14 protein-coding genes and 3 tRNA genes are annotated in these 17,255 nt (G+C 60.4%); 1 reads left to right on the plus strand and 16 read right to left on the minus strand.

Translation table 11 applies throughout. The features are described 5' to 3' along the window. Nucleotides 1–9: 9 nt before the first annotated feature. From rpsG to F0184_RS14290, 15 genes are all read right to left on the minus strand, one after another. Nucleotides 10–480, minus strand: a complete 471-nt coding sequence (rpsG, locus tag F0184_RS14220; RefSeq protein ID WP_150496863.1) for a 30S ribosomal protein S7 — start codon at nucleotides 478–480, stop codon at nucleotides 10–12. Nucleotides 481–492: 12 nt separating this feature from the next. Next, nucleotides 493–864, minus strand: a complete 372-nt coding sequence (rpsL, locus tag F0184_RS14225; protein WP_006936459.1) for a 30S ribosomal protein S12 — start codon at nucleotides 862–864, stop codon at nucleotides 493–495. A gap of 601 nt (nucleotides 865–1,465) precedes the next feature. After that, nucleotides 1,466–1,759, minus strand: coding sequence for a regulator (locus tag F0184_RS14230; protein WP_150496864.1), 294 nt, complete (start codon nucleotides 1,757–1,759; stop codon nucleotides 1,466–1,468). Between the two features lie 88 nt (nucleotides 1,760–1,847). Further along, nucleotides 1,848–6,047, minus strand: coding sequence for a DNA-directed RNA polymerase subunit beta' (gene rpoC, locus F0184_RS14235; RefSeq protein WP_150496865.1), 4,200 nt, complete (start codon nucleotides 6,045–6,047; stop codon nucleotides 1,848–1,850). Between the two features lie 102 nt (nucleotides 6,048–6,149). After that, complete coding sequence (gene rpoB, locus F0184_RS14240) at nucleotides 6,150–10,289, minus strand: DNA-directed RNA polymerase subunit beta (RefSeq protein ID WP_150496866.1); 4,140 nt, start codon at nucleotides 10,287–10,289, stop codon at nucleotides 6,150–6,152. A 189-nt stretch (nucleotides 10,290–10,478) separates the two neighbouring features. Next, complete coding sequence (gene rplL, locus F0184_RS14245; protein WP_150496867.1) at nucleotides 10,479–10,856, minus strand: 50S ribosomal protein L7/L12; 378 nt, start codon at nucleotides 10,854–10,856, stop codon at nucleotides 10,479–10,481. Nucleotides 10,857–10,916: 60 nt separating this feature from the next. Continuing rightward, on the minus strand, nucleotides 10,917–11,435 hold the full coding sequence (rplJ, locus tag F0184_RS14250; protein WP_150496868.1) for a 50S ribosomal protein L10: 519 nt from the start codon (nucleotides 11,433–11,435) through the stop codon (nucleotides 10,917–10,919). Nucleotides 11,436–11,757: 322 nt separating this feature from the next. After that, on the minus strand, nucleotides 11,758–12,453 hold the full coding sequence (rplA, locus tag F0184_RS14255) for a 50S ribosomal protein L1 (protein WP_150496869.1): 696 nt from the start codon (nucleotides 12,451–12,453) through the stop codon (nucleotides 11,758–11,760). 4 nt (nucleotides 12,454–12,457) lie between these two features. After that, on the minus strand, nucleotides 12,458–12,886 hold the full coding sequence (gene rplK, locus F0184_RS14260) for a 50S ribosomal protein L11 (RefSeq protein ID WP_150496870.1): 429 nt from the start codon (nucleotides 12,884–12,886) through the stop codon (nucleotides 12,458–12,460). 151 nt (nucleotides 12,887–13,037) lie between these two features. Next, nucleotides 13,038–13,568, minus strand: coding sequence for a transcription termination/antitermination protein NusG (gene nusG / locus F0184_RS14265; RefSeq protein WP_150496871.1), 531 nt, complete (start codon nucleotides 13,566–13,568; stop codon nucleotides 13,038–13,040). Between the two features lie 70 nt (nucleotides 13,569–13,638). Next, the gene (gene secE / locus F0184_RS14270) at nucleotides 13,639–13,833 is read right to left on the minus strand and encodes a preprotein translocase subunit SecE (protein WP_150496872.1); all 195 of its coding nucleotides are present in this window, start codon (nucleotides 13,831–13,833) and stop codon (nucleotides 13,639–13,641) included. 103 nt (nucleotides 13,834–13,936) lie between these two features. Then, nucleotides 13,937–14,012, minus strand: a tRNA-Trp gene (locus F0184_RS14275). 103 nt (nucleotides 14,013–14,115) lie between these two features. Continuing rightward, nucleotides 14,116–15,306 (minus strand): elongation factor Tu, encoded by a 1,191-nt coding sequence (tuf, locus tag F0184_RS14280; protein ID WP_150496861.1) that lies wholly within the window; start codon nucleotides 15,304–15,306, stop codon nucleotides 14,116–14,118. 168 nt (nucleotides 15,307–15,474) lie between these two features. Then, nucleotides 15,475–15,548 (minus strand) — tRNA-Gly (locus F0184_RS14285). A gap of 20 nt (nucleotides 15,549–15,568) precedes the next feature. Beyond that, nucleotides 15,569–15,653 (minus strand) — tRNA-Tyr (locus F0184_RS14290). A gap of 384 nt (nucleotides 15,654–16,037) precedes the next feature. On the opposite strand from F0184_RS14290, the gene F0184_RS14295 reads away from it, so the two are divergent. Continuing rightward, a complete protein-coding gene (locus F0184_RS14295) occupies nucleotides 16,038–16,859 on the plus strand; it encodes a TrmH family RNA methyltransferase (protein WP_150496873.1) in 822 nt (273 codons plus the stop codon). Between the two features lie 40 nt (nucleotides 16,860–16,899). Here the strand turns inward: F0184_RS14295 and F0184_RS14300 are convergent, their stop codons facing one another. Then, nucleotides 16,900–17,247: a VOC family protein gene (locus tag F0184_RS14300; RefSeq protein WP_150496874.1), complete on the minus strand. Its 348-nt coding sequence runs from the start codon at nucleotides 17,245–17,247 to the stop codon at nucleotides 16,900–16,902. Nucleotides 17,248–17,255 lie beyond the last annotated feature (8 nt).

Consider the following 17,255-nt stretch of genomic DNA (forward strand, 5'->3'; position numbering starts at 1 on the left):
AGTCACAAATTACCAGCGATAGTGCGAGAACGCGCGGTTGGCGTCGGCCATCCGATGCGTGTCTTCGCGCTTTTTGACGGCGGTACCGCGGTTGTTGGCGGCGTCGAGCATTTCACCCGACAGGCGGTCAACCATGGTTGTTTCGTTGCGCTTGCGCGCCGCGGTAATCAGCCAGCGGATAGCAAGAGCCTGACGGCGGTCGGAGCGAACTTCGACCGGAACCTGGTAGGTTGCCCCGCCGACCCGGCGAGAGCGCACCTCGACCTGAGGCATGACGTTCTCGAGAGCCGCATGGAACACCTCGATCGGGTTCTCGCGTGTCTTGTTTTCGATAACATCGAAGGCACCGTACACGATGCGTTCGGCAACCGACTTCTTGCCGTCGTACATGATTGCGTTCATGAACTTGGTGACAACAAGGTCCCCGAACTTCGGATCCGGGTTAATTTCGCGTTTTTCTGCGCGGTGACGACGGGACATCTATCGTACCTCTTACTTCGGACGCTTCGCGCCGTATTTGGAACGGCGCTGCTTCCGGTCTTTAACGCCCTGGGTGTCCAGCACGCCACGGATGATGTGGTAGCGCACACCCGGCAAGTCCTTCACGCGGCCGCCGCGGATCATGACAACCGAGTGTTCTTGAAGGTTGTGACCTTCACCCGGGATATAGCCAATCACTTCAAAGCCGTTGGTCAGGCGGATCTTGGCCACCTTCCGAAGAGCCGAGTTCGGCTTCTTTGGCGTCGTCGTGTAAACGCGCGTGCAAACGCCACGCTTCTGCGGGCAGGCCTCCATGGCCGGCACTTTATTCCGCTTCGGCGGGTCTTTCCGCGGCTTGCGGATCAACTGGTTGATGGTCGGCATCTTTTGCCCTTTACCTCGTCCATCCAAAATTCGTTTCGCAACTGCAGTCCCCGCGGATTCTGACATGCAGAATCGCGCCCGCGCGCTCTTTTGGAGCGGCCGGCGCTGCGAAAACCAGAGGACCGCAGGAAACCCACGGTCATGCAATCGACGTTTATTCGCCTCAATGAACCCGGCAGCGTTTAAAAGGAATGATCTAGCGCTTCGTCGCGCCGGACGCTCAAGCTTTTACCGCCTGCCTTCGGGATGGGCGGAAACTACATAGGACCCCGGGGAACGTCAAGCGATTTGTCGAAAAAAGCGAGAATCCGCGGTTCCGGGCCCCACGGCGCAGGATTCGAACGGGGCGCATGGTCTGGACGTCCCGTTCGTGTCGCCTGGCGGCAGCTATTTGTTCTATTCTTTCGCGCCAGATTTACGCGCTTTCAGGGATTTATGAATGAAAGGTGAATCGGATGATTCAAGATGGAGCATTCCGCCGAGGATCGCGGCCCGGACACTCATCACGCTGATTCCATCCCCCCTAGAACCCGGCTTGCAACCATTGTGGGGCCAGGTCTCGTGACCGGTCCAGACAGACATCCGCGGGCCTTGGACCGGCTTATCCTGTGAATGTCACCACCGCGACGTTTCCCGCCAGTGCATCCTGGTAGGCACCTTCGTAAACCGGTTCTTCCGGCTCTCCGGAAATGACGCCGATCTGGTCCAGCTCCGCTTCGGCGTAGCCCTGCGCAGCAAGCGCCTCAAGGGTCCGCCGCACGGCGTCGTCGTCATCCGGGGCCGTCAGGAGCGCATGGATGGTAATGGCGTCTTGCGGCAAGGCAGTCTCCTCCTGCCACACGCGCCCGATGACAATATAGACCACCGGATCCAATTCACCGTCATTGTCGTTCATGGTTCGTCCTTCCGACTTTTCGAGCGTTCACAACAGAAAGGCCGCCAGAAGGCGGCCTTTCGACGTTTTTTTGTTGCCGGCGGACCGCCTATTCGGCGGCGCCGGTCAGGTCTTCCAGCAACCCTTCCGCCGCGCTTTCGGACGACTGTTGCCGTTGCGCTTCCTGGATGAGGTCGTCGCGGCGCGAGGCGATCTTGCGGATCCGCTTCATCACGCTGCCGGTACCTGCCGGGATCAGGCGGCCCACGATCACGTTCTCCTTGAGGCCAACCAGCGGATCGACCTTGCCGTTGACGGCTGCGTCCGTGAGGACGCGGGTCGTCTCCTGGAAGGAGGCCGCGGAGAAGAACGAGCGCGTCTGCAAGGACGCTTTCGTGATCCCCAGAAGAACGGGATTGCCCTTGGCCGGCTCCCGAGCATCGTCGATCGCCTTGCGGTTGGCTTCATCGAAGTCCAGCTTGTCGATCTGCTCGCCAGCGAAGAACTCGGTGTCGCCCGGCTCGGTGATCTCGATCTTCTGCAGCATCTGGCGAACGATCACCTCGATGTGCTTGTCGTTGATCGTCACGCCCTGAAGACGGTAGACCTCCTGGATCTCGTTGACGAGGTAGGCCGCGAGGGCCTCGACACCCTTGACTGCGAGAATGTCGTGCGGCGCCGGATTGCCGTCGAGGATATACTCGCCCTTTTCGATGGCATCGCCTTCCTGAAGGTGGAAGTGCTTGCCCTTCGGGATCAGGTACTCGACCGGTTCCATGGCCTCGTCGGCCGGTTCGATGATGACGCGGCGCTTGTTCTTGTAGTCGCGCCCGAAGCGGATCGTCCCCGAGATTTCGGCGATGATCGCGTGATCCTTCGGACGGCGGGCTTCGAACAGTTCCGCCACCCGCGGCAGACCACCGGTGATGTCCTTGGTCTTGGCGCTTTCCAGCGGGATACGTGCCAGCACGTCGCCTGCCTTCACAACCGCACCCGGCTGAACCGACAGGATCGAGTCAACCGACAGCATCAGCCGGGCGTCCAGACCGCGCTGGGTCTTGGAAACCTCGCCCTTCTCGTTCTTGATCACGATGGCCGGCTTCAGATCCGCCCCGCGCTGGGACGACCGCCAATCGATGACAACGCGTTTGGTGATGCCGGTTGCCTCGTCGGCCGTTTCCTGCACCGACGCCCCGTCGATAAGGTCTTCGAAGTCGACCACACCATCCACATCGGCCAGAAGCGGACGGGTGTAGGGATCCCATTCGGCGATCCGCTGGCCGCGCTTGACCGCATCGCCGTCATCGACATGCAGCTTCGACCCGTAGGTGATCCGGTGAACCGCCCGTTCGTTGCCGTCACTGTCTGTAACGACAATGGACATGTTCCGGACCATGGCGATGAGATTGCCGTCGGAGTCGCGCTGCACGTTCCGGTTCCGGATCTTCACCGTACCGTCGACATTGGACTCGATGAACGAGCTGTCAACAACCTGGGCCGTGCCGCCGATGTGGAACGTGCGCATGGTCAGCTGTGTTCCCGGCTCCCCGATGGACTGGGCCGCGATGACACCCACGGCTTCGCCAAGGTTGACCGGCGTCCCGCGGGCCAGATCACGGCCGTAACAGGTCGCACACACGCCCGTCTCGGTTTCGCAGGTCAGAACCGAGCGGATCTTGATCTGCTGAACCTTGGCGGCCTCGATCGCGTCGACGTCCTTCTCATCGATCAGCTTGCCCTTCGGCACGAGGAGTTCGCCCGTCTGATGATTGTGGACGTCTTCGGCCGTGGTCCGGCCCAGCACGCGCATGCCCAAGGTGGCGATGATGTTGCCGGCATCGACAATTGGGGCAACCGTAATGCCGCGTTCGGATCCGCAGTCCTGTTCCAGAATGATGGAGTCCTGCGCGACGTCCACCAGGCGGCGGGTCAGATAGCCCGAGTTCGCCGTCTTCAACGCCGTGTCCGCCAGCCCCTTCCGGGCGCCGTGGGTGGAGTTGAAGTATTCCAGAACCGACAGGCCTTCCTTGAAGTTCGAGATGATCGGGTTCTCGATGATCTCACCGGACGGCTTGGCCATCAGGCCGCGCATACCGGCCAGCTGCTTCATCTGCTGGGGTGACCCACGAGCCCCGGAGTGGGACATCATGTAGACCGAGTTCATCTGCTTCTGGCGGCCGGTTTCCTCGTCGAACTCGACAGCCTGAATGCGCTTCATCATCTCGTCGGCAACGCGGTCGGTACATTTCGCCCACGCATCGACAACCTTGTTGTACTTCTCGCCCTGGGTGATCAGGCCGTCATTGTACTGCTGCTCGTACTCGGTCACCAGTGCCGAGGTCTCGGCCACCAGCTTCTGCTTGGCGTCCGGGATCTGCATGTCGCCCATGCCGAAGGAAATGCCGGCGTTACAGGCATTGCGGAAGCCGAGCTGCATGATCCGGTCGCAGAAGATGACCGTCTCCTTCTGACCGCAGGCCCGGTAGACCGTGTCGATCATCTTGGAGATTTCCTTCTTCGTCATCAGCTTGTTGCAGACGTCGAAGGGAACTTCATGGTTCTTAGGCAGCAATTCGCCGATCAGCATGCGGCCGGGGGTCGTCTCAAAGATCTGCGAGGTCGGATTTCCGTCCGCATCGACGGACCGGAAACGGCCCTTGATCTTGGTGTGGAGCGTGATGACCTTGTTGGCCAGGGCATGGTGAATTTCACCAATGTCGCCGAAGGCCATGCCCTCTCCCGGCTCCCCTTCCGCCATGATCGAGAGATAATAAAGACCAAGGACAATATCCTGCGAAGGCACGATGATCGGGCCGCCGTTCGCCGGGTGCAGGATGTTGTTGGTCGACATCATCAACGTTCGCGCTTCCAGCTGGGCTTCCAGCGAGAGCGGCACGTGAACGGCCATCTGATCGCCGTCGAAGTCGGCGTTGAACGCCGAACAGACGAGCGGGTGCAGCTGGATCGCCTTGCCTTCGATCAGAGTCGGCTCGAATGCCTGAATACCGAGGCGGTGGAGTGTCGGCGCACGGTTCAGCAGAACCGGGTGCTCGCGGATCACTTCGTCCAGAATGTCCCAGACCTCGGGGCGTTCCTTTTCCACCAGCTTCTTGGCCTGCTTGACCGTCGAAGAGAAACCCTTGGCGTCAAGGCGCGAATAGATGAACGGCTTGAACAGTTCGAGCGCCATCTTCTTCGGCAGGCCGCACTGGTGCAGTTTCAATTCCGGACCAACGGTGATCACCGACCGGCCGGAATAATCGACGCGCTTGCCAAGCAGGTTTTGACGGAAGCGGCCCTGCTTGCCCTTGAGCATGTCCGACAGCGACTTCAACGGACGCTTGTTGGCGCCTGTGATCACCCGGCCGCGGCGACCGTTGTCGAACAGGGCGTCCACGGACTCCTGAAGCATCCGCTTCTCGTTCCGGATAATGATATCCGGCGCGCGCAGCTCGATGAGACGCTTCAAACGGTTGTTCCGGTTGATGACCCGGCGGTAGAGGTCGTTCAGATCGGAGGTGGCGAACCGGCCACCATCGAGCGGAACCAGCGGCCGCAGGTCCGGCGGGATGACCGGAACGACGGTCATGATCATCCACTCCGGACGGTTGCCGGATTCGATGAATGCCTCGATCACCTTCAGGCGCTTGGCAAGCTTCTTCGGCTTCAGTTCGGTGGTTGCCTCGGCAATTTCCTGCCGAAGCTTCTCGGATTCGCGCTCCAGATCCATCGACATCAGGATCTCGCGGATCGCTTCCGCGCCGATCATGGCGGTGAAGGCGTCCTCACCATACTCGTCCTGAGCGGCAATGAAGTCTTCTTCCGACAGAAGCTGGTTTTGCTTGAGCGGGGTCAGGCCCGGCTCTAGAACGACGAAGTTCTCGAAATACAGAACCCGCTCCAGATCCTTCAGCGTCATGTCGAGCAAAAGCCCGATCCGCGACGGCAAGGACTTCAGGAACCAGATATGCGCGACGGGCGCAGCCAGTTCAATGTGGCCCATGCGCTCGCGGCGGACCCGCGACAAGGTGACTTCGACGCCACACTTTTCACAGATGACGCCCTTGTACTTCATGCGCTTGTATTTGCCGCAAAGACATTCGTAGTCCTTGATCGGTCCGAAGATCCGCGCGCAGAACAGGCCGTCACGCTCAGGCTTGAACGTCCGGTAGTTGATGGTTTCCGGCTTTTTGATTTCGCCGAACGACCAGGACATGATCTTTTCCGGACTAGCCAGCGAAATCCGGATCTCGTCGAAGGTCTGGGCGGGAGCCTGTTGATTGAACAGGTTCATGACCTCATGATTCATGGTCCATCTCCTTCCATGCACGGGTCGGGAGCGCGCGGCTTGGCGCCCTCCCCTTGCCCGGCATTGCAAGATTAAAATCGGTCTTTTTCATGCTCACCCGGTTCACTCCGCCGCATCCGCGGCGGGTTCATCCGTCAGAGCGGGCTGATCTGTGCGTTTGAGTTCCACATTCAGACCCAGGGACCGCATTTCCTTCACAAGCACGTTGAAGCTTTCCGGGATGCCTGCCTCGAACGTGTCGTCGCCGCGAACAATGGCCTCGTAGACCTTTGTCCGGCCGGCCACGTCGTCCGACTTCACCGTCAGCATCTCCTGCAGCGTGTAGGCCGCACCGTAGGCTTCGAGTGCCCAGACCTCCATTTCCCCGAAACGCTGGCCACCAAACTGCGCCTTGCCACCCAGCGGCTGCTGGGTCACGAGTGAGTAAGGGCCAATCGAACGGGCATGGATCTTGTCGTCGACAAGGTGGTGGAGCTTCAGCATATAGATGTAGCCCACCGTGACCTTGCGATCGAAAGCCTCACCGGTCCGTCCGTCATAGAGGACCGACTGGCCGCTCGAATCATATCCAGCAATTTTGAGCGCCTCGACGACGTCCGGTTCACGCGCGCCGTCGAAGACCGGCGTTGCGATCGGCACGCCTTTCTTCAGCTGCTCGGCAAGGCGCACGACGCTTTCATCGTCGAATTCCTTGACGTTGTCGCCTTTCAGGTTGTCGCCATAGATCTCGACGACCTTGCCCCGGAGCTGCTCGATCTCACCGGTTTTCCTGTACTGTTCGTACATCTCCCCGATGCGCTCTCCCATGCCGCGGCAGGCGAAACCCAGGTGGGTTTCAAGGATCTGACCGACATTCATGCGCGAGGGCACGCCGAGCGGGTTCAACACGATATCGACATGGGTCCCGTCTTCCAGGAACGGCATGTCCTCACACGGGTTGATCTTGGACACCACACCCTTGTTGCCGTGACGGCCGGCCATCTTGTCGCCCGGCTGGAGCTTGCGCTTCACTGCGACGAAGACCTTGACCATCTTCATGACGCCCGGCGGCAGTTCGTCGCCGCGTTGCAACTTTTCCACCTTGTCGATGAAACGCTGCTCGAGACGCTTGCGGCTGTCATCATACTGACCGCGCAAAGCCTCGATCTCGGACATGAACTTTTCGTCCTCGGTGGCAAACTGCCACCACTGGGACCGCGGGAATTCATTGAGAACATTGCCAGTCAGGACGGTGCCCTTCTTGAAGCCCTTCGGTCCGGCAACGGCGGTCTTGTCCATCAGCATCTCGGCCAGACGGCCATAGACGTTTCGGTCAAGGATCGCCTGCTCGTCGTCCCGGTCCTTGGCAAGACGTTCGATTTCCTCGCGCTCGATGGCCATCGCGCGCTCGTCTTTCTCCACGCCATGCCGGTTGAACACGCGCACTTCGACCACCGTTCCGGACACACCGGGTGGCAGCCGCAACGAAGTGTCGCGAACATCGGAGGCCTTTTCGCCGAAGATGGCCCGCAGGAGCTTTTCTTCCGGCGTCATCGGGCTTTCGCCCTTCGGCGTGATCTTGCCAACGAGGATGTCGCCCGGCTGAAGTTCGGCACCGATATAAACAATCCCGGCTTCATCGAGGTTTTTCAGCGCTTCTTCCGACACGTTCGGAATGTCGCGGGTGATCTCTTCCGGTCCCAGCTTCGTGTCGCGGGCCATCACTTCGAATTCCTCGAGGTGAATCGAAGTGAAGACATCGTCCGACACGATCCGCTCGGACAAAAGAATGGAGTCCTCGAAGTTGTAGCCGTTCCAGGGCATGAACGCGACCAGCACATTCCGTCCGAGGGCCAGGTCGCCCAGGTCCGTGGACGGACCGTCGGCGATGATGTCCCCCTTGTGAACAACGTCGCCAACCCGGACCAGAGGACGCTGGTTGATACAGGTGTTCTGGTTCGAGCGCTGGAATTTCATCAGGCGGTAGATGTCGACGCCGGACTTGCCCGGATCGAGTTCCTCCGTCGCGCGAATGACGATACGGGTCGCATCTACCTGATCGACCACGCCGGCCCGGCGTGCGCCGATGGCCGCCCCGGAATCGCGGGCCACGATCGGCTCCATGCCCGTGCCGACAAACGGGGCTTCCGCGCGAACCAGCGGAACGGCCTGACGCTGCATGTTCGAGCCCATGAGGGCACGGTTGGCGTCATCGTTCTCCAGGAACGGAATGAGGGCCGCGGCCACCGAAACGAGCTGCTTGGGCGACACGTCCATCAGGTCCACCTTGTCGGACGGGACCATCATGTTTTCGCCAGCGTGACGGCAGGTGATCAGTTCTTCGGTGAACCGGCCGCTCTCGTCATAGACAGCGTTGGACTGGGCCACGTAGTGCTTGGCCTCTTCCATGGCCGACAGATAGACGATGTCGCTGCTCACAACGCCGCCCTTCACCTTACGGTAAGGGCTTTCGATGAAGCCGTATTTGTTCACGCGGGCGAAGGTCGCCAGCGAGTTGATCAGACCGATGTTCGGCCCTTCCGGCGTCTCAATCGGGCAGATCCGGCCATAGTGGGTCGGGTGCACGTCGCGAACTTCGAAACCGGCGCGCTCGCGGGTCAGACCGCCCGGTCCAAGAGCCGAAAGACGGCGCTTGTGCGTCACTTCCGAAAGCGGGTTGGTTTGGTCCATGAACTGCGACAGCTGGGATGACCCAAAGAACTCCCGGACGGCCGCAGCGGCCGGCTTGGCGTTGATCAGGTCTTGCGGCATGACCGTGTCGATCTCGACGGAGCTCATCCGCTCCTTGATCGCACGCTCCATCCGCAGCAGACCGACGCGATATTGATTTTCCATCAATTCGCCAACGGACCGCACCCGGCGGTTGCCGAGGTTGTCGATATCGTCGATCTCGCCCTTGCCGTCGCGCAGTTCCAGTAGAACCCGGATGACCTCGAGAATGTCCTCCTTGCGCAGCGTGCGCACGGTGTCTTCCGCATCGACGTCAAGGCGCATGTTCATCTTCACCCGGCCGACGGCGGACAGGTCGTACCGCTCTTCATCGAAGAAGAGCGACTGGAACATTGCCTCGGCAGTGTCGATGGTGGGCGGTTCGCCAGGACGCATCACCCGATAGATGTCGAACAGCGCATCCTCGCGGGACTCGTTCTTGTCAGCGGCCAGCGTGTTCCGGATATAGGGACCGGTGTTCACATGGTCGATGTCCAGAACCGGGAGATCGTGGTAGCCGCGATCGACCAGTTCCTCCAGGATCTTGCCGGTAATTTCGTCACCGGCCTCGGCGTAGATCTCGCCGGACTGGGCGTCGACGATATCCTCCGCCAGATATTGGCCATGCAGGTCCTCATCCAGAACCTTGAGCGCGGTAACGCCCTTGTCGCTAAGTTGCTTGATTGTCCGCGCGGTGATTTTCCGGCCGCGTTCGATGACCACCTCGCCGCTGTCGGCGTCGATCAGGTCATAGGACGTCTTTGTGCCCTTCAAACGCTCGCCGTCGAACGGCATGCGCCAGGAGCCATCCTTCTGCCGGGTGTATTCGATGCGGTTGTAGAACGTGTTGAGGATTTCCTCCGCATCGAGGCCGAGCGCCATCAGCAGCGATGTCGCCGGGATTTTCCGCCGGCGATCGATCCGCGCATGAACGATGTCTTTGGCATCGAACTCGATATCGAGCCAGGATCCACGGTACGGGATCACACGGGCCGCGAACAGCAGCTTGCCCGAGGAATGGGTCTTGCCCTTGTCGTGATCGAAAAACACGCCCGGCGAGCGGTGCATCTGCGACACGATCACGCGCTCGGTTCCGTTGACGATGAAGGTCCCGTTGTCGGTCATGAACGGGATGTCGCCCATATAGACATCCTGTTCCTTGATGTCCTTGACCGATTTAGCGCCGGTGTCTTCGTCGACGTCGAACACGATCAGCCGCAGCGTCACTTTCAGCGGAGCGGCGAAGGTCATGCCGCGCTGACGGCACTCGTCGACGTCGTATTTGGGAGCTTCAAATTCGTAGGAGACAAACTCCAGTAGGGAGGTTCCCGCAAAATCGGAAATCGGGAACACGGACTGGAACACGGCCTCCAGACCATCATTTTTACGGCCGCCACCCGGCATCTCGTCGACCTGAAGAAACTGGTCGTAGGACGCCTTTTGAACCTCGATGAGATTTGGCATGGCCGCGACATCGCGAATCGATCCAAAATACTTGCGGACCTTTTTACGACCGTTGAACGTTTGGGTCATTGTCGCTCCTCGTATCGGCCGGGTAACGGCTTCCCGAAACGTCTTTTGTCCATTCGGACGCGGCCGCGTCCAGGCGCTTCGGAAAACCGTCCCCTTATTGGGACGTTTGCCCCGGAAACGGGAAGTCCCGCCGGGGCCAGAAAAGCGGCCCCGGAGAACCGGGACCGCCAAGAGGGCCGAAGCCCTTGATTACTTCAGCTCGACGGAAGCGCCAGCTTCTTCGAGCTTCTTCTTCAGCTCTTCGGCTTCGTCTTTGCCAACGCCTTCCTTGACCGGCTTCGGAGCGCCTTCGACGAGCTCCTTGGCTTCCTTCAGGCCAAGACCGGTGATTGCGCGGACTTCCTTGATGACGTTGATTTTCTTGTCGCCGGCAGATGCCAGGATCACGTCGAATTCGGTCTGCTCTTCAGCGGCAGCGGCTTCGCCACCAGCAACGGCAACACCAGCAACCGCAACAGGAGCGGCAGCGGAAACGCCCCACTTCTCTTCCAGAAGCTTGGACAGTTCAGCGGCTTCCATGACGGTCAACGCGGACAGTTCTTCAACGAGCTTTTCGAGATCAGCCATTTTTCAGTACCTTTAGTTCGAACCAGAAAGTTGGTTTGTTTAGACAGTGTTGGGGTCGCCTTATGCGGCCTTGTCCTTCTCGGCATACGCGTTGAAGACGCGGGCGAGCTGCCCGGCCGGCGCGTTGACAACCTGTGCGATGCGGGATGCAGGGGTCTGGATCATGCCGACCAGCTTTGCACGCAGCTCATCGAGCGACGGCATGGTGGCCAGAGACTTGATGCCTTCCGCATTCAGGTTGGTGGATCCGAGAGCACCACCCAGGACAACGAGCTTTTCGTTGTCCTTGGCGAAATCGATGACCGCCTTTGGGGCTGCGACCGGATCGTCCGAATAGGCGATCAGGGTCGGGCCCTGGAAGAGGTCAGAGATGTGCTCCATCTCCGTGCCTTGAAGGGCAAGTTTCACAAGGCGGTTCTTTGCCACTTTCACAGTGCCGCCGGCTACACGCATCTGCGACCGGAAGGCCGTCATCTGCGCAACCGAAAGACCTGCATAGTGCGCAACGACCACAACGCCGGTGTTACCCAGCTCGGCGTTGAGAGAGGTCACGAACTCGTGCTTTTCCGCTCTTTCCACTTGCCTTCTCCAGTTGGTGGCGTTGCCGCCACCGGTTTGCCTTTGCCGCCTAGCATCCGGTCCCGAACCCGGGAACGCACGCGAGCGACGCTCAGGGTCCTGTCCCCTCGCACACGCTTTGCGCGGCAAGGCCTGGTTCGAACAGGCTCTGTCCCATTCGGGACGAATTCTGCTCTCACCCATCTATGCAGGCCGTTCATTGCTTAAGCCGGTCTCCCGGCACCTGCAGTCTCGGACAGGGCAACCCGGCAGCGAACCGCCGGGTCTATTCAGCTGCTTTCGCAGCCGAAATTCGTTTCTTCAACCCCGTAAAAGGGATTGATCACTCGGCCACGGAGGCCAGATCGATCTTCATGCCCGGGCCCATCGTGGAGGACACGGCGATGCGCTTCAGATAGGATCCCTTCGCGCCGGACGGCTTGGCCTTCTGGACCGCGTCGAGAAGCGCCCGGATGTTCTCCAACAGGGCGTCCTTGCTGAAGGAGACCTTGCCGACACCCGCGTGAACGATGCCTGCCTTTTCGACCCGGAACTGAACCGCGCCGCCCTTGGCGTCGTTCACGGCGGACTTCACGTCCGGGGTCACGGTGCCGACCTTCGGGTTCGGCATCAGGCCGCGCGGGCCTAGCACCTTGCCCAGACGGCCGACCAGCGGCATCATGTCCGGGGTTGCGATGCAGCGATCGAAATCGATCGTGCCGCCCTGGATCTGCTCGACCAGGTCTTCCGCGCCAACGATGTCGGCGCCGGCTGCCTTGGCTTCCTCAGCCTTGTCACCGCGCGCGAAAACCGCGACCTTGACGCTCTTGCCCGTGCCGTTCGGCAGGACGCACACGCCGCGGACCATCTGGTCGGCGTGACGCGGGTCGACGCCCAGGTTGATGGCCACTTCGACGGTTTCGTCGAACTTGACCTTGGACCGCTCCTGAATGAGGGTCAGCGCCTCGGACAGCGCGTAGGTCTTGTTCCGGTCGATGCCCTCGCGGGCCACCTTGATACGCTTGCCAATCTTCGCCATGATCTTACTCCGTCACCTCGAGACCCATGGACCGGGCGGAGCCTTCGACCATCAACATTGCAGCGTCGATATCGTTGGCATTCAGGTCCTTCATCTTCGCTTCCGCGATTTCACGAACCTGATCCCTGGACACCTTGCCAACGGTCCCCTTGCCCGGAGCCGTCGCACCCTTTTGGATCTTCGCGGCCTTCTTCAGGAAGAAGCTGACCGGAGCGGTCTTCACTTCAAACGTGAAGGACTTGTCAGAGTAATACGTGATCACGGTCGGGCACGGTGCGCCCTTCTCGATATCCTGCGTTTGCGCATTGAACGCCTTGCAGAATTCCATGATGTTCAAGCCGCGCTGACCCAGCGCCGGACCGATCGGGGGGGACGGGGTCGCCGACCCGGCCGGCACCTGAAGCTTCAGGTAACCAACAATTTTCTTCGCCATTTGTTTCTCCAGTTATCCGAGCAGGACAGATTGCCCCGCGCGCGGAGGCGGTGGGACGGCTGGCTCCGCCTGGCGAGACGGAGATCACCTACCACCTGTTACCCCGCCGCTTCCGGCGGGAGTGAACGGGCCGCCGAAGCAACCCAGATGATCAGAGCTTGTCGACCTGACCAAATTCCAGTTCGACGGGCGTTGCCCGTCCGAAAATCGACACGGCGACCTTCAAGCGTGCCCGCTCGTCGTCCACTTCCTCGACCAACCCCGAGAACGAGGCAAACGGCCCGTCCGACACCCGTACCTGCTCGCCAACCTCGAAGCTCACGGTCGGCTTTGGGCGCTCCACACCCTCTTGAACCTGATTGAGAATGCGAAGCGCTTCGCGCTCGGGTATCGGCATCGGCTTGTTGTCCGCACCAAGGAAACCCGTGACCTTCGGCGTCTCCTTGATCAGATGGAACGCCTCATTCGTCATATCCATTTTCACAAGCACGTAGCCGGGGAAGAACTTCCGCTCGGCGTCGACCTTCCGACCGCGGCGAACTTCCGTCACCTTCTCCATGGGAACGAGAATTTCCTCGAAAAGATCACTCAGGCCTTTCTGCTCGGCCTTTTCGCGAATGGAATCGGCAACCTTCTTCTCGAAATTCGAATAGGCATGCACAATGTACCAGCGCTTGGCCATGACCTTCAGTCCCGTTTGTTTTTCTTTTCAGAAGCGCAGTTTAAAAGCGCAGCTCCGTTGCCACACCCGGTCAATTCAGGCCGAGCAGCAAACCGATCCCCCACCCCATCAGCTGATCAGCCAACAGGAAAAAGATCGACGCGATAAACACCATGATGAACACCATCAAGGTGGTAACGCCGGTTTCACGGCGTGTCGGCCAGGTCACTTTGGCCGTTTCGGCCCGCACTTCCTGGATGAACTTTAAGGGATTGGTCTTGGGCATTCCGAATCCGGTCTGTTAAATGCGAGTGGGCGCGCGAAATCGTCCGCGCGCCTCACCCGAGGAACTTGTCTAACGCCTCAGGAGCGATTTATCAAGAGCAAAATGGCAGGGGCAGCAGGGTTCGAACCCGCGACCTGCGGTTTTGGAGACCGCCGCTCTACCAACTGAGCTATACCCCTTCAGGGGTCCGCTGAAACGGACCTTGCTCCTGATAATCCCGGACCCGGCATTTGGCAAGTCCAGGAAACCTCCACCGGGCGCAGGCCCGGTGGAGAAGACATATTATTCTACGATGGAAGCGACGACGCCTGCGCCGACGGTACGGCCACCTTCGCGGATCGCGAAGCGCAGGCCTTCTTCCATGGCGATCGGCACGATCAGCTCGACGTCAACCGACACGTTGTCGCCCGGCATCACCATTTCCGTGCCTTCCGGCAGCGACACCACACCCGTCACGTCCGTCGTGCGGAAGTAGAACTGCGGGCGGTAGTTGGTGAAGAACGGCGTGTGACGGCCACCTTCTTCCTTCGTCAGGATGTACGCCTCGGCCTTGAACTTCGTGTGCGGGGTCACAGAACCCGGCTTGCACAGAACCTGGCCGCGCTCCACTTCCTCGCGCGCAACGCCGCGGATCAGGGCGCCGATGTTGTCGCCGGCCTCGCCGCTGTCCAGAAGCTTGCGGAACATCTCAACGCCGGTCACCGTCGTCTTCTTGGTGTCCTTGATGCCGACGATCTCGACTTCCTCGCCCACCTTCACGATCCCGCGCTCAACACGGCCGGTCACAACCGTGCCGCGGCCCGAGATCGAGAACACGTCTTCGATCGGCATCAGGAACGGCATATCCTTCGGACGCTCAGGCGTCGGAATGTAGTCGTCCACAGCCGCCATCAGCTCACGGATCGCGTCGCGGCCGATGGCCACATCGCGGTTCTCGACAGCCGCCAGAGCCGAGCCCTTGACGATCGGAATGTCGTCGCCCGGGAATTCGTAGGACGACAGCAGTTCGCGGATTTCCATCTCGACGAGCTCGAGCAGCTCCTCGTCGTCGACCTGGTCCACCTTGTTCATGAACACGACCAGAGCCGGAACGCCGACCTGGCGGGCCAGCAGAATGTGCTCGCGGGTCTGCGGCATCGGGCCATCGGCCGCCGAACACACCAGGATCGCGCCGTCCATCTGAGCCGCGCCGGTGATCATGTTCTTCACATAATCGGCGTGACCCGGGCAGTCCACGTGGGCGTAGTGACGGTTTTCCGTCTCATACTCGACATGCGCCGTGGAGATGGTGATGCCGCGCGCCTTTTCTTCAGGGGCTGCATCAATCTGGTCATAGGCTTTCGCCGTCGCACCGCCAACTTCCGCCAGCGTCATCGTGATTGCGGCAGTCAGCGTGGTCTTGCCATGGTCAACGTGACCGATCGTACCAATGTTGACGTGCGGCTTATTGCGCTCAAACTTTTCCTTCGCCATCGGCGTCGCTCTCTGTCCAATACTCAGGTCGGTCGATATAGGGCTCGAGTCGGGCCTTTTCCGACGCCTTGGACAGATCCGCGAGCGACGAAAGGAGTCCCGTAGAACTTTTCAGGATTTCCGGGCGAAAGAGCCTTCCGGTCCGGACATTCCGATCAGCCCCCGTTCTGGAGCGGGTGAAGGGAATCGAACCCTCGTCGTCAGCTTGGAAGGCTGCTGCTCTACCATTGAGCTACACCCGCGTAACGAGGAAACGAGACGGTGGTGGAGGAGGTTGGATTCGAACCAACGTAGGCATAGCCAACGGATTTACAGTCCGTCCCCTTTAGCCACTCGGGCACTCCTCCGATCCGTCTAGCTTCACGCCGAAGCGATCTGGATGGCTTGATCAGAAAAACCCGCCCGGAGGGGCGAGTAACCCTGTGGCGCGTGTTATGCAGATGCGGACCTATGGTGTCAACGCCGATTTTCAAAGAAATCGACAAAACCACCACCGCAGCCGAAACTCGCGTTTCGCGCTTCCAAAGCCGCCTGCCAGCGTTACAATGGACAGTGTGCCTTTCTGCCGCCGCGCTGTCACGGGTTTCCTCCATTTCAGACCAGAGCCCCGGCTGGCGGGGATCCCAACAACGGCCCGGTGGCGAGAAAGCGCCCGCGCCATTTGCCCTCTTGCGGACATGCCCCTCATGCAGGTGCTTCCCCTTTTCGCCGATTGGGGATAGAGCAGCGCCATGACAGACAAGAAGACACCCTCTCCTGCACGGCCAAGACAAGGCCAGTCCGGTTACAAGGGGCGTAAGGGGCCAACTAAGCCTGCCACGCGCCGGCCGGGCCTGCCGCCCGAAGGCCCCATCTTTCTCTACGGCCTTCACACAGTTGAGGCTGCCTTCGCGAACAAGGACCGCAAGCGGCGGAAACTGTTTGCTACGGAAAATGCGCTGCGCCGCCTGGAGGAGCGCGGTGTCAGGATCGATGTGCCGGTGGAAACGCTCATGCCCCGCGCGCTTGACAAAATGGTGACCAGGGACGCCGTCCATCAGGGCATGATCCTGGAAGCCGATCCCCTGCCCGCCTACGGGCCGGAGCATTTGAGGGGCGCTAGGCTGGTGCTGGCACTGGACCAGGTCACCGATCCGCACAATGTCGGCGCGATCCTCAGATCAGCCGTGGCGCTTGACGCCGATGCCGTTGTCACGACCGAGCGTCACGCCCCCGAGGAAGGTCCGGTCCTGGCGAAGTCCGCTTCCGGCGCCCTCGACATGATCAAGCACGTGCGGGTCAAGAACATGGCCCGATTCGTGACCGAGATGCGCGAGAACGGCTTCGGCGCCATTGCCCTCGACAGTGACGGCCCGGCCGATATCGAGGACACGGCATTTGCCGATAAAACCGTTCTTGTGCTTGGCTCTGAGGGAAAGGGCGTGCGCCAGGGGGTCCGCGAGGCCTGTTCGGCGCTCGCCCGGCTCGACATGCCAGGCGCCATCCGGTCGTTGAACGTCTCGAATGCCGCTGTTCTGGCGCTGTATGTCGCCCGCAGAAAAATGGGACTTTAAGGGACAACCGCGTCAAACGAGCGCCAATTCAGCCCTTTGATCATGGCACGCGTCCGAATGTCAGCAGGTTGCCGTGTGGATCATGAATGTAGAACTCCTTCATGTTCCACGGACGCAACTCGAACGCACTGAGGCCGCCCACCCCCTTGCGGGAAAATTCTTCAAAAAGGTCCTCGATCCCGCCGCCGCGCATGTAACAGCTGGCATTTTCGCAAAACTCTTTCCGATCCGTGTGCCAGAAATGGATTTCCAGCGTCGCACGCCGCACGATCAGCCGGGTCGGGCTTGCGTAAACAACCCCGAAGCCAAGGCTCTCCGTATAAAAGAGGCGGGTGTGATCCAGGTCGAGCGAGGGCAGGACCGGGAGGCATTCGATGTCCAGGGTCATGGGGCCCG

It is taken from the genome of Roseibium aquae, from assembly GCF_008711285.1.
Classification (GTDB): domain Bacteria; phylum Pseudomonadota; class Alphaproteobacteria; order Rhizobiales; family Stappiaceae; genus Roseibium; species Roseibium aquae.